Genomic DNA, 13,248 nt, shown 5'->3' with positions numbered 1-13,248 from the left:
GAAATAGAAAGGTATCACCAGGACGATACTTCTACTGTAGCCGTGTAAAAACTCCCGGAACAGGTTTGCTGACAGGGAGTCTCCCAAACGTGACCAGGGGTGACGGTAATGAAAACACGCAAAATTGGATTGGCAAACTACCTTGCTTATGGGGCAGGCGATTTTCTTGGGGCGGGAACCACCGCCCTGACGGCGGCCTGGCTTTTATATTTTTATACGACGTTCTGCGGGCTCACGCCGATAGAAGCAACGTTCATCTTCGCCGCCGCCAGGGTGCTGGATGCCGTTGTCAGCCCGCTGATGGGCTTTCTGACGGATAACTTCGGTACGACGTGGCTCGGTAGGCGCTTTGGCCGCCGTAAGTTTTTCATTCTGCTCGGCATTCCCTGCGTATTCAGCTATTCCCTGATGTGGGTCGGGGACATGAGTTTTTGGTATTACCTGCTTACGTATCTGATATTCGATATCGTCTATACCATGATCCTGGTTCCCTATGAAACGCTGGTTCCGGAGATGACGGACGACTTCAAACAGAAAACCAAATTTTCGGGCGCGCGTATCTCAATGGCGCAGATGTCCGCCATTCTGGCCTCATTCCTGCCGGGGATCCTCCTCACGCAGTTCGGTAAAGACAACGCGATTTCCTTCTTTTACGCAAGTCTGGTCTTTTCTGTCCTGTGCGCGCTGATGCTGACCTTTGTCTGGTTCTTCACCTGGGAGCGGCCGCGCGAAGAGTGGTCCGAAGCGGCCCTGCGCGCGGAAGAAGAGAAGAAAACACTCACGCTCGGGCAGAGCCTGAACCGTCTGTTCGTGGAGCTAAGCTCGACGCTGCGAGTAAGGATTTTCCGTCAGCATCTGGGCATGTACCTGGGCGGCTATATCGCCCAGGACGTCTTTAATGCCGTGTTTACCTACTACGTGGTCTTTGTACTGATGCAGGAAGCGTCAATGGCTTCAAACCTGCTGGGCACAATGGCCATCTTCCAGTTCCTCGCCGTGATCGGCATGATCCCGCTGTGCATACGCTTTGGACCTGCGCCGTCTTACCGCATGGTGGTGGTGCTGTTCGGCCTGGCTTCTCTCTGTTACGCCATGCTCTATTACGCGGGACTGAGTGACGTCTACGCTCTGCTGCTGCTTGTCTCAGCGGTGGCCGGCCTTGGTCGGGGCGGTATCAACTATGTGCCGTGGAACACCTATACCTACATTGCTGATGTGGACGAAGCGATCACCGGGCAGCGTCGCGAGGGCATCTTCGCCGGCATCATGACCCTCACCCGTAAAGCGTCTCAGGCCGGTGCGGTGATGCTGGTGGGCATCGTGATGCAGATGTCCGGCTTTGTCAGCGGTCAGAAAGTGCAGCCTGCGGAAGTGAGCCACACCATTCTGATGATCCTGAGCATCGGAACCCTTCTGGTGCTGTTCTGCGGCTTCCTTGTCTCCCTGCGCTTCAGGCTCAATCTGCAAACCCACAGCACGCTGCGCGAAGAGACCGCGAAAATGCGCGAGTCCGGCTGTGCGATGCCTGAAGCGGCAACCCCGCAAGCCCGTGCCACCGTGGAAATGCTGGCCGGTATGCCGTTCGAATCCCTTTGGGGCAACAACAACATCGGTTACCTGAACCGCAATAAGCCAGCGGCCCTTTCGCTGAAGGATCGCGCAGTACTGAATTCGTCATATCACGGAGGTTAAGATCATGAAAGTTTGGCCTGTCAAACATAGCCCGCTACTGCGCCAGCCAGAGCGCTTTATTGCCAGGGATGAGCTGAAATCGCTGATTCAAAAAGTGACGCACGGTCTGGTCAATATCCACGACAAAACGGGGGAGTTTTTGCTGCGGCTGGACGACGGACGCGCGATCGATACCAAAGGCTGGGCCGGCTGGGAATGGACGCACGGCGTCGGTTTGTACGGTATTTTGCAGTATTACAGCCAGACCGGCGACGAGGGGATGCGCGATATTATCGACCGCTGGTTTGCTGACCGTTTTGCGGAAGGGGCAACCACCAAAAACGTGAATACCATGTCACCGTTCCTGACCCTCGCGTATCGCTACGAAGAAACCCGAAACCCGGCCTGGCTCCCATGGCTGGAAAGCTGGGCGGAGTGGGCGATGAACGACATGCCGCGCACTGAACACGGCGGCATGCAGCATATCACTCTGGCGGAAGAGAACCATCAGCAGATGTGGGATGACACGCTGATGATGACGGTGCTGCCGCTGGCGAAAATCGGTAAGCTGCTCAACAAACCTGACTACGTAGAAGAAGCCGTTTATCAGTTCCTGCTGCATGTGCAAAACCTGATGGATCGTGAAACCGGCTTGTGGTTCCACGGCTGGAATTATGAAGGCAACCATAATTTTGCTCGTGCCCGCTGGGCCCGCGGCAACAGCTGGCTCACCATCGTGATCCCGGACTTCCTCGAACAGGTGGATCTGCCGGAAAACAATGCCGTACGTCGCTATCTGGTGCAGGTGCTGAATGCCCAGATTGCCGCGCTGGCGAAATGTCAGGACGACAGCGGCCTGTGGCATACGCTGCTCGACGATCCTCACTCCTATCTGGAGGCCTCAGCCACGGCAGGTTTTGCCTACGGGATCCTGAAAGCGGTGCGTAAGCGTTACGTTGGTGCAGAATATGCTGACGTTGCAGATAAAGCGATTCGCGGTATCGTGAAAAATATCTCACCGGATGGAGAGCTGCTGCAAACGTCGTTCGGTACGGGGATGGGAAGCAATCTTGAGTTTTATCGCCAGATCCCGCTGACGTCGATGCCGTATGGACAGGCAATGGCGATTCTGTGCCTAACGGAATATTTACGGAAATATTTTTGATGATAAAAAACCCGGCGAGTGCCGGGTTTCTTTTTTTACATACGCTCTACGGTTTCGATACCCAGGGTATCCAGACCCAGCTTCAGGGTCTTCGCCGTGAGCTGCGCCAGCTTCAGGCGGCTGTTGCGGACCGATTCATTTTCCGCAGACAGAATAGGGCAGTGCTCGTAGAAGCCGGAGAACAGACCCGCCAGATCGTACAGATAAGCACACATCACGTGCGGAGTGCCGTCACGGGCGACAACCGTCAGCGTCTCTTCGAACTGCAGCAGGCGCGCCGCCAGCTGCGCTTCACGATCTTCCGTGATGGTCACGGCAGCATTCGCCAGCGCGCTTTCGTCGATATTGGCTTTACGGAATACCGAGAGCACGCGGGTATAGGCGTACTGCATATACGGCGCGGTGTTGCCTTCGAACGCCAGCATGTTATCCCAGTCGAAGATATAGTCGGTGGTCCGGTTCTTGGAGAGATCCGCGTATTTCACCGCACCGATACCCACGGCGTTGGCCAGTTTTTCCAGCTCATCGGCAGGCATATCCGGGTTCTTCTCTGCCACCAGGCGACGGGCGCGTTCCAGCGCTTCGTCCAGCAGGTCGGAAAGCTTCACGGTACCGCCCGCGCGGGTTTTGAACGGCTTGCCGTCTTTACCCAGCATCATGCCGAACATGTGGTGCTCCAGCGGAACGCAGTCTGGCACGTAGCCGGCTTTACGCACGATCGTCCACGCCTGCATCAGGTGCTGGTGCTGACGGGAGTCGATGTAGTAAAGCACGCGGTCGGCATGCAGCGTTTCGTAACGGTATTTCGCGCAGGCGATATCGGTGGTGGTGTAGAGGTAGCCGCCATCCTTTTTCTGGATGATCACGCCCATCGGTTCGCCTTCCTTGTTTTTGTACTCATCAAGGAACACTACCGTTGCGCCTTCGCTCTCAACCGCCAGGTTTTTCGCTTTAAGGTCGGCCACAATGCCCGGCAGCATTGGGTTGTACAGGCTTTCACCCATCACGTCGTCACGGGTCAAGGTGACGTTCAGACGGTTATAGGTGAGCTGGTTCTGAGACATGGTAATGTCGACCAGCTTGCGCCACATCTCGAGGAAGTATTGATCGCCGCCCTGCAGTTTTACCACGTAGCTGCGCGCGCGCTCGGCAAAGGCTTCGTCTTCATCGTAGTGTTTTTTGGCTTCGCGGTAGAACCCTTCCAGGTCCGCCAGCGCCATTTCACCCGCGTTTTCCTGCTGCTGTTTTTCCAGGTAGGCAATCAGCATGCCGAACTGCGTACCCCAGTCGCCCACGTGGTTCGCGCGGATCACCTTGTGACCGAGGAACTCGAGGGTGCGCACTGCGGCATCACCGATGATGGTGGAGCGCAGGTGACCAACGTGCATCTCTTTCGCCACGTTCGGGGCAGAGTAGTCGATCACGACGGTCTGCGCCTCCGGCCGGGAAACGCCCAGACGGTCAGATTTCAGCGCCGCGTCAACGTGGCTGGCCAGGAACGCCGGTTCCAGGAAGATATTGATAAAGCCCGGGCCGGCAATTTCGGTTTTGCTGGCAATGCCGGTGAGGTCCAGATGCGTCAGTACCTGCTCAGCGAGCTGTCGCGGCGGCATGCCCAGTTTTTTAGCCACTGCCATCACGCCATTAGCCTGATAGTCGCCAAACTGTACTTTTGCTGACTGACGAACCTGCGGTTCGCAATCCGCAGGTGCGCCTGCGGCAATCAGTGCCTGACTGACTTTTTCGGAGAGAAGAGCCTGAATATTCACCTGGATACCTTACGTTTTTGATGCGGGCCTACAACCGCCCGCGCCAGTTAAAGAATTTAGGGCGGGAGTATACTGCAAATGCCTTCTGACGTCAGCATCGCGGGGGCCGAAGAGTGTTCAGAATCCAGGCTAAGAAGGAGTGCATAATCATGCAGTCATAAAAAGCCGTATTCTGCGGTTGGTCAAAACAGGGCAACAGAGTAAATTAGCGCCTTTGCGACACGAAAAGAGACTGATTTATGGCGAACTGGCAATCCATTGATGAACTGCATGATATTTCCGCAGATTTACCGCGCTTCACCCAGGCGTTCACAGAACTTGCCACCCGTCTCGGTCTGGATATCGCGCCGCTTGAGGCCGATCACATCTCTTTGCGCTGTCATCAGAACGCGACCGCCGAGCGCTGGCGCCGCGGGTTCGAACAGTGTGGCGAGCTGCTGTCCGAGAACATTATTAACGGTCGCCCCATTTGCCTGTTCAAACTGCACCAGCCGGTCTGCGTAGCGCACTGGCAATTCACCGTGGTTGAGCTGCCGTGGCCGGGCGAAAAACGCTATCCGCACGAAGGCTGGGAACATATCGAAATTGTCCTGCCGGGTGAGCCGGAAACGCTGAGCGCCCGCGCGCTGGCTCTGTTATCTGATGAAGGCTTAAGCAAGCCGGGGATCGTTGTGAAGACAAGCTCACCCAAAGGCGAGCGCGAGCGTTTACCTAACCCGACGCTGGCCGTCACGGACGGACAGGTCACGGTGAAGTTTCATCCGTGGACCATTGAGCAGATCGTTGCCAGCGAAGCCTGAGAGTTGTGATTCCACGCTGAGACCGAAAGCGAGCAGCGTGTCATGATGGTGTGTTACGTGGATTTTAAGGAGGATTGGATGGCGCTGCTGGAGATTTGCTGTTACAGCGTGGAGTGTGCCGTGACTGCACAACGGCAGGGTGCTGACCGCATTGAACTGTGCGCGGCCCCGAAAGAAGGCGGGTTAACGCCCTCGTACGGCGTGTTGAAGTCTGCCCGCGAGGCTGTCACCGTTCCGGTACACCCGATTATTCGTCCTCGCGGCGGTGATTTTTGTTACACGCCGGGCGAGTTCGGTGCCATGCTTGAAGATATCGCCCTCGTGCGCGATCTGGGATTCCCCGGGCTGGTGATCGGTCTTCTTGATGAAGACGGTCAGGTCTGCCTGCCGCGTATGCGTCAGGTTATGGACGCCGCAAAAGGGATGGCCGTCACTTTTCATCGCGCGTTTGATATGTGCAAAGATCCCCTGCAAGCGTTTGATACGCTTGCCGAACTGGGTGTGGCGCGCATCCTGACATCCGGGCAGCAGGCCTCTGCTGAAAAAGGACTGCAATTAATTACGGAACTAAAAGCACATTCCGGTGTTCCAATAATAATGGCGGGTGCGGGAGTCCGTGCCAGCAATCTGGAACTGTTTTTAAACGCCGGGGTAGAAGAGCTTCACAGCTCGGCAGGCAAATGGATGCCGTCGCCCATGCGTTATCGCAATACAGGGTTGTCAATGTCGACGGATGCTGAAGCGGATGAGTATTCACGCTACGGTGTAGATGGAGAGTCGGTTGCGGAAATGAAGTCGCTGATTGAGCGCCATCACGTGTAGCAACGTACCGATTTTTACCGCGCATCATGTCGCCCAATATGATGCTTGCTTGTACCAGGCCCCTGCAATTTCAACAGGGGCCTTTTTTTCTCCTGTGCCCGGTGGCGCTGCGCTTACCGGGCCTACGAAAGCGAGGTAGGCCGGGTAAGGCGTAGCCGCCACCCGGCTAAAGGGCTACAGCTTCGTCGCAATCAACACCGCACGCATCGGGGCAGGATAGCCTTCAATGGTTTTGCTGTGGTCGGCCGGGTCGAGGAACTGCTCCAGCGATTCGGTGATCATCCAGTCGGTGCGGCGCTGTTCTTCGATAGACGTCACGCTGACGTCGGCAATCCGGACATCCACAAACCCGCACTTCTCCAGCCAGTTTTTCAGCGCCAGCGCGGAAGGGATGAAGTAAACGTTACGCATCTGCGCGTAGCGATCGCCCGGTACCAGAACGGCGTGTTCGTCACCTTCAATCACCAGCGTTTCCAGCACCAGCTCGCCGCCGCTGACCAACTGGTCTTTCAGTTGCCACAGGTGCTCAAGCGGAGAACGGCGGTGATACAGCACGCCCATGGAGAAGACGGTATCAAACGCCTTCAGGGCGGGGAGCTGCTCAATACCCAGCGGCAGCAGGTGCGCGCGCTGGTCGTTACCCAGCAGCTTACGCACCGCTTCAAACTGGCACAGGAAGAGCTGCATCGGGTCAATACCGACAGCCAGATGCGCCCCCGCGCCAATCATGCGCCACATGTGGTAACCGCTGCCGCAGCCGACGTCCAGAATGGTGCGCCCGGTCAGGTCGGAAAGATGCGGCAGAACGCGATCCCATTTCCAGTCAGAGCGCCACTCGGTATTGATGTTCACGCCGTAAAGGGAAAACGGCCCTTTGCGCCACGGCATCAGGTTACGCATCAGCGTTTCGATGCGGTTGACCTGACCTGCCGGAAGCGGCTCTTCACTCTCAGCGGTCACGCTGTGCAAGAGATCCAGACGATGCGGGGTCAGCTCGGGCAGAAACTCCACCGCGTTTGACCACTGCTTTAGCAGGCCGTGCTGCTGATCCCGCTGCCAGGCGGCAATCTGCGCAGGCAGCGTCTCCAGCCAGTGGGAGAGCTGGTTTTTGGCAATCAGCTGATAGAAGTTGCTGAACTCGATCATGCGGGTTCCCCCGCTTTCAGCGCCACCAGAGAGCCAAAGTTAAAGCACTGGAACCACAGTTCGCTATGCTCAAATCCGGCCTGACGCAGGCGCGCCTTGTGGGTTTCCACGGAGTCCGTCAGCATCACGTTTTCGAGCATGCTGCGCTTCTGGCTGATCTCCAGCTCGCTGTAGCCGTTCGCACGCTTGAAATCGTGGTGCATATTGAACAGCAGCTCGCCAACCTCGGCATCTTCAAAGCTGAATTTCTCTGAGAGCACCAGCGCGCCGCCAGGGTTCAGCCCTTTATAAATTTTGTTCAGCAGCAGCTGGCGGTCTTCAGGCACCAGGAACTGAAGGGTGAAATTCAGCACCACCATCGACGCGTTTTCGATCTCGATCTCGCGGATATCGCCTTCCACCACGTCCACCGGGGTAGGGGCTTTATAAGCATTAATATGGCGACGGCAGCGTTCAACCATGGCCGGGGAGTTATCGACGGCAATGATCCGGCAGCCTTCGTTGTGAACATTACGACGAACCGACAGCGTTGCCGCGCCGAGCGAGCAGCCCAGGTCATAGACCTGCGTGCCGGGTTGAACGAAGCGCTCAGCCAGCATGCCGATCATAGAGATAATATTGGAATAACCGGGAACAGAGCGCTGGATCATATCCGGGAAGACTTCGGCTACCCGTTCATCGAAGGTCCAGTCGCCCAGGCTGGCGATAGGCGCGGAAAAAAGCGTGTCGCGATCTGACATAACGTAAAAATCCGGGAAAAATAAAGTGGCGTATTGTGCGCTAATGGAGGGAGAAAACCAACTCCCACGGCATATACCACAGGTTTGCCAGCACCATCAGCACAAGTGAACACCAGGTTGCACTCATGCCGGAACGACGCCAGCGGAATAAGCGGTGGTGAAAGCCGTAATAATGCATCAGCCGGCCAGCAATCAGAAGCAGGCCGCAGATGTGCACCATCCAGGTTTCTGCGCCATTCATCTCCATAAAAAGCAGCAGGATTAATCCCGCGGGGATGTATTCGACCGCATTGCCGTGAATGCGAACAGCGCTCTGTAGCTCGGAAAACCCGCCGTCACCGTAAGAGACGCGGTACTGCATTCTGAGGCGCACAACATCAAATGAAAACTTAATCAGCAGTAATGCACCTAACACCGCATACAGCGCGCTGACCATACAAACTCCCTGTTTTTGGCAGATGGCACATCACTATGATAGGGGGTGATATCAGAAAAGAGAAGATTGTTGTGGGATGGAAGGGGCGCTGCCCACGGACGGCACCGCAGCCTGCAAGGCCTGCCAAAGAGCATCGACCAGTTCGGGCGCCTGGGCGATATCCGGCGTGTGCAAAAAGAGATACGGCGTGGTGGTATGTTCCCACTTCGCTAACGTTTGCAGCCAGACGGCGAACATCGCCTGGTTTTGCTGCATGTTATCGCTGCCGATAAACCGGACCATGGGGTGATGAGCGGTTACCAGGGCATGGACAGGCACTTTGGGCTTTTTGCGCTGCGCATCGATGATCGCCTCGCTGTGCGGTATTGCGCTGTGCACCGGACGGCTGTCGAGGATCACCCGGTTAACGGAACGCTCAAGCAGGCCGCGATTAAGCGCCTTTTCGGCTTCACCTTTTGCAAAAAACTCAGGATGCCTGACTTCCACGCCGTAGGTAAACGTCCGGGGCAGCGCATCAAGAAACTGCCAGAGTGCGGGCAGATCGCGTGGGCCAAAGACGGCCGGAAGCTGTAGCCAGTACTGACCGATGCGGTTCGCCAGCGGCGACATGCGCGTAAAAAATTCTTCAGTCAAATCCCCGCAGTTGCGCAGCGCGGCGTGGTGCGAAATGGTGGCCGGGAACTTGAAGCAGAAGCGGAAGTCGTCGGTGGTTTGTTCCCGCCAGCGCGCCACAATCTCTGCTTTGGGAAGCGCATACAGGGTGGTGTTACCCTCGACGCAGTTGAAGTGTCGGGCATATTCCTCAAGGCTGGTGATGCCAAGGCGCACCCATTTCGGGTGCGACCACTGGGGCAAACCGACATACATCATAGCGCGCTGATAATCTCATCCGTGCTGCGTACTCGGCCGATGCGCGGGAAGATATGGGTCATACTGCCCTGATGCTGTTCCGCGGAGGCCGCGCTGCAGGCATCTTCCGCAATCACCAGATTAAAGCCCAGCTCCCAGGCGTTACGGGCGGTAGACTCCACGCCGATATTGGTGGAAATGCCGCACAGAATGATGGTGTCGATGCCGCGACGGCGCAGCTGCAGCTCGAGATCGGTACCGTAGAATGCGCCCCACTGGCGTTTAGTCACTTCGATATCGCTGTCGCGTTTGCCGAGTGAGACCGGGTACGTCCACCAGTTTTCCGGCAGGGCATGTGCCGCAGCCTGCGCGTCGACGGGCTGTTTTAAGGCTTCGGCAAAATCAGCGGACCAGCCGACGCGCACCATGACAACAGGGGCACCGCTGGCGCGGCATTTTTCCGCCAGGCGGGCGGCGCGGCTGACGACATCGTCCGCAGCGTGCGGGCCGCCGGCAAAGGGCAGAATGCCTTCCTGTAAATCAATCACAACAAGCGCGGTTTTGCTGGCATCAAATGTTAACATCGTTACTCCCGTTAAATTAATCGCTTCCTGACACCATACGACGTGATGGCCTGTTATCGGTCGGATAATTTTGTTAATTTTTGTGAGAATACGCAATAAGAGTGCAGCAAACGAGCGTCTGGCCGTGGTTCGCTCTTATCGTCCGGCGGAATTTCCAGTATAATAGCCGCCTTTTTTCATCCAGTTGTGACATACAGAAAGCTGCGACATAGTAGCCTGCATACCAGGCGACATTTAGCCTGCGGCTAATTAAGGGATATCTCATGCGTACAGAATATTGCGGGCAGCTGCGTCAGTCCCACGTCGGACAGCAGGTCACCCTGTGTGGTTGGGTCAATCGTCGTCGTGATCTTGGTAGCCTTATCTTCATCGATATGCGCGACCGCGAAGGTATCGTTCAGGTGTTCTTCGATCCCGATCGCGCAGATGCGTTGAAGCTGGCTTCTGAGCTGCGTAATGAGTTCTGCATTCAGGTCACCGGTACCGTGCGTGCGCGTGACGAGAAAAACGTTAACGCGGACATGGCGACAGGCGCCATTGAAGTGCTGGCGTCCGATCTGACCATCATCAACCGTGCTGAAGCGCTGCCGCTGGACTCTAACCACGTCAACACTGAAGAAGCGCGTCTGAAATACCGCTACCTGGATCTGCGTCGCCCGGAAATGGCTCAGCGCCTGAAGACCCGTGCGAAAATCACCAGCCTGGTGCGTCGCTTTATGGATGACCACGGTTTCCTCGATATTGAAACCCCGATGCTGACCAAAGCCACGCCGGAAGGCGCGCGCGATTACCTGGTCCCATCCCGCGTTCATAAAGGCAAATTCTACGCGCTGCCGCAGTCTCCGCAGCTGTTCAAACAGCTGCTGATGATGTCCGGCTTCGATCGCTACTATCAAATTGTAAAATGCTTCCGCGACGAAGACCTGCGCGCTGACCGCCAGCCAGAATTTACCCAGATCGATGTGGAAACCTCCTTCATGACCGCCGAGCAGGTACGTGAAGTAATGGAAGCCCTGGTGCGTAGCCTGTGGAATGACGTGAAGGGCGTAGAGCTGGGCGATTTCCCAATCATGACCTTCGCCGAAGCCGAGCGTCGCTACGGTTCTGATAAGCCAGACCTGCGTAACCCGATGGAGCTGGTGGACGTGGCTGACCTGGTGAAATCCGTTGAATTCGCCGTGTTTGCGGGCCCGGCTAACGACGCCAAAGGCCGCGTAGCAGCGCTGCGTGTACCTGGCGGTGCGGCCCTGAGCCGTAAGCAGATCGACGACTACGGCAACTTCATCAAGATCTACGGCGCGAAAGGTCTGGCCTATATTAAAGTGACCGAGCGTGCGAAAGGGCTGGAAGGTATCACCAGCCCGGTCGCGAAATTCCTGAACGCGGAAATCGTAGAAGCAATCCTTGAGCGCACCGGCGCGCAGGACGGCGATATGATCTTCTTCGGTGCAGACAACAAGAAAGTTGTTGCGGATGCGATGGGCGCGCTGCGTCTGAAGCTCGGCAAAGACCTGAACCTGACCGACGAGAACAAATGGGCGCCGCTGTGGGTTATCGACTTCCCGATGTTTGAAGACGACGGTGAAGGCGGCCTGACCGCAATGCACCACCCGTTCACGTCGCCAAAAGACATGACGGCAGCAGAGCTGAAAGCGGCGCCGGAGGACGCGGTCGCTAACGCTTATGACATGGTTATCAACGGCTACGAAGTGGGCGGCGGTTCCGTGCGTATTCACAGCGGTGAAATGCAGCAGACCGTGTTCGGCATCCTGGGCATCAACGAGCAGGAACAGCGCGAGAAATTCGGCTTCCTGCTGGACGCGCTGAAATACGGTACGCCTCCGCACGCGGGTCTGGCCTTCGGTCTTGACCGTCTGACCATGCTGTTGACCGGCACCGACAACATCCGTGATGTTATCGCCTTCCCGAAAACCACCGCAGCGGCGTGTCTGATGACCGAAGCGCCAAGCTTTGCTAACCCGGCCTCTCTGGCCGAGCTGGGCATTGAAGTGGTGAAGAAGGAAGAGAAAAACTGATATGGCATATAAGCTTCCCGTTTCGGTCCTGGTGGTCATCTATGCAGAAGACACGAAGCGGGTGCTGATGTTGCAGCGGCGCGATGATCCTGATTTCTGGCAGTCGGTTACCGGCAGTCTGGAAGAGGGGGAAACCGCGTCGCAGGCCGCCGCGCGCGAAGTAAAGGAAGAGGTCGCCATTGATGTTGCCCGCGAGCAACTGACCCTGAAGGACTGTCAGCGCACGGTGGAGTTTGAAATTTTTAGCCATTTACGTCATCGCTACGCGCCGGGTACCGAGCGCAATACGGAATCGTGGTTCTGTCTCGCACTCCCCCACGAACGGGAGATCGTGTTTACCGAACACCTGACCTACCGCTGGGTGAATGCGGCGGATGCCGCCGCGCTGACCAAGTCGTGGAGCAACCGGCAGGCGATTGAAGAATTTGTAATTAACGCAGCCTGAAAAGGCGCGATTTTTGGAGAACTTTTTATGGCAGGTCATAGTAAGTGGGCCAACACCAAACACCGCAAAGCGGCACAGGATGCCAAGCGCGGTAAGATCTTTACCAAAATCATTCGCGAGCTGGTAACCGCAGCGCGTCTGGGCGGCGGCGACCCGGCTTCTAACCCGCGTCTGCGCGCGGCGGTAGATAAAGCGCTGTCTAACAACATGACGCGTGACACCCTGAACCGTGCTATCGCACGCGGCGTGGGCGGCGATGAAGACGCGAACATGGAAACCATCATTTATGAAGGTTACGGTCCTGGCGGTACGGCGGTAATGGTTGAGTGTCTGTCAGACAACCGTAACCGTACCGTAGCGGAAGTGCGCCATGCGTTCACCAAAACCGGCGGCAACCTGGGCACTGACGGTTCCGTTGCGTACCTGTTCAGCAAAAAAGGCGTTATCTCCTTCGAGAAAGGCGACGAAGATGTCATCATGGAAGCGGCGCTGGAAGCCGGTGCGGAAGACGTCGTGACTTTCGACGACGGTGCTATTGACGTTTACACCGCGTGGGAAGAGATGGGCGCCGTGCGCGATGCGCTGGAAGCGGCTGGTCTGAAAGCGGACAACGCTGAAGTCTCCATGATCCCGTCTACCAAAGCGGACATGGATGCGGAAACGGCACCAAAACTGCTGCGTCTGATCGACATGCTCGAAGACTGCGACGACGTGCAGGAAGTGTATCACAACGGTGAAATCTCTGATGAGGTTGCAGCGACTCTCTAATGAGAGCGTGTAAATCC

The 13,248-nt window shown here is 56.7% G+C and carries 13 protein-coding genes; 7 read left to right on the top strand and 6 right to left on the bottom strand.

Annotated features, from left to right (window positions below):
* Positions 1–108: 108 nt before the first annotated feature.
* Both ACWHWP_RS14380 and bglB read left to right on the top strand, forming a co-directional pair.
* Positions 109–1,692 (top strand): MFS transporter, encoded by a 1,584-nt coding sequence (locus ACWHWP_RS14380; RefSeq protein WP_063957574.1) that lies wholly within the window; start codon positions 109–111, stop codon positions 1,690–1,692.
* A gap of 4 nt (positions 1,693–1,696) precedes the next feature.
* Entirely contained in the window at positions 1,697–2,836 is a 1,140-nt protein-coding gene (gene bglB, locus ACWHWP_RS14375; RefSeq protein ID WP_447855879.1) for a beta-galactosidase BglB, read from the top strand.
* 35 nt (positions 2,837–2,871) lie between these two features.
* Here the strand turns inward: bglB and argS are convergent, their stop codons facing one another.
* Positions 2,872–4,605: an arginine--tRNA ligase gene (argS, locus tag ACWHWP_RS14370; RefSeq protein WP_047345943.1), complete on the bottom strand. Its 1,734-nt coding sequence runs from the start codon at positions 4,603–4,605 to the stop codon at positions 2,872–2,874.
* A 239-nt stretch (positions 4,606–4,844) separates the two neighbouring features.
* On the opposite strand from argS, the gene ACWHWP_RS14365 reads away from it, so the two are divergent.
* Together ACWHWP_RS14365 and cutC are read left to right on the top strand one after the other, a co-directional pair.
* Entirely contained in the window at positions 4,845–5,405 is a 561-nt protein-coding gene (locus ACWHWP_RS14365) for a VOC family protein (protein ID WP_447855878.1), read from the top strand.
* A 78-nt stretch (positions 5,406–5,483) separates the two neighbouring features.
* Positions 5,484–6,227 (top strand): copper homeostasis protein CutC, encoded by a 744-nt coding sequence (cutC, locus tag ACWHWP_RS14360; protein ID WP_059312736.1) that lies wholly within the window; start codon positions 5,484–5,486, stop codon positions 6,225–6,227.
* 174 nt (positions 6,228–6,401) lie between these two features.
* On the opposite strand, the gene cmoB is transcribed toward cutC, so the two are convergent.
* Genes cmoB through ACWHWP_RS14335 form a run of 5 tightly spaced genes read right to left on the bottom strand, consistent with a single transcriptional unit; the run spans position 6,402 to position 9,982 of the window.
* The gene (gene cmoB, locus ACWHWP_RS14355) at positions 6,402–7,373 is read right to left on the bottom strand and encodes a tRNA 5-methoxyuridine(34)/uridine 5-oxyacetic acid(34) synthase CmoB (protein ID WP_059312737.1); all 972 of its coding nucleotides are present in this window, start codon (positions 7,371–7,373) and stop codon (positions 6,402–6,404) included.
* On the bottom strand, positions 7,370–8,113 hold the full coding sequence (cmoA, locus tag ACWHWP_RS14350; RefSeq protein ID WP_447855877.1) for a carboxy-S-adenosyl-L-methionine synthase CmoA: 744 nt from the start codon (positions 8,111–8,113) through the stop codon (positions 7,370–7,372). The genes cmoB and cmoA overlap by 4 nt, the downstream gene beginning before the upstream one ends.
* A 40-nt stretch (positions 8,114–8,153) precedes the next feature.
* Positions 8,154–8,549 carry an MAPEG family protein gene (locus ACWHWP_RS14345; protein ID WP_447855876.1) on the bottom strand — a complete coding sequence of 132 codons (396 nt, stop codon included), beginning with the start codon at positions 8,547–8,549 and terminating at the stop codon, positions 8,154–8,156.
* A 51-nt stretch (positions 8,550–8,600) separates the two neighbouring features.
* A complete protein-coding gene (locus ACWHWP_RS14340; RefSeq protein ID WP_447855875.1) occupies positions 8,601–9,419 on the bottom strand; it encodes a DUF72 domain-containing protein in 819 nt (272 codons plus the stop codon).
* Positions 9,416–9,982 carry a hydrolase gene (locus ACWHWP_RS14335; protein WP_047345936.1) on the bottom strand — a complete coding sequence of 189 codons (567 nt, stop codon included), beginning with the start codon at positions 9,980–9,982 and terminating at the stop codon, positions 9,416–9,418. The genes ACWHWP_RS14340 and ACWHWP_RS14335 overlap by 4 nt, the downstream gene beginning before the upstream one ends.
* Before the next feature lie 263 nt (positions 9,983–10,245).
* Between ACWHWP_RS14335 and aspS the strand changes: the two genes are divergently transcribed.
* From aspS to ACWHWP_RS14320, 3 genes are read left to right on the top strand one after another with little or no spacing between them, the layout of a single operon-like run.
* Positions 10,246–12,018, top strand: coding sequence for an aspartate--tRNA ligase (aspS, locus tag ACWHWP_RS14330; RefSeq protein WP_047345935.1), 1,773 nt, complete (start codon positions 10,246–10,248; stop codon positions 12,016–12,018).
* A 1-nt stretch (position 12,019) separates the two neighbouring features.
* Positions 12,020–12,463 (top strand): dihydroneopterin triphosphate diphosphatase, encoded by a 444-nt coding sequence (gene nudB / locus ACWHWP_RS14325; protein WP_047345934.1) that lies wholly within the window; start codon positions 12,020–12,022, stop codon positions 12,461–12,463.
* A 27-nt stretch (positions 12,464–12,490) separates the two neighbouring features.
* A complete protein-coding gene (locus tag ACWHWP_RS14320) occupies positions 12,491–13,231 on the top strand; it encodes a YebC/PmpR family DNA-binding transcriptional regulator (protein ID WP_047345933.1) in 741 nt (246 codons plus the stop codon).
* The last annotated feature ends 17 nt before the right edge of the window (positions 13,232–13,248 follow it).

This window comes from Enterobacter sp. WI-ESBL-E8 (assembly GCF_053364895.1).
This window is presented reverse-complemented; position numbering and strand designations above follow the sequence as displayed.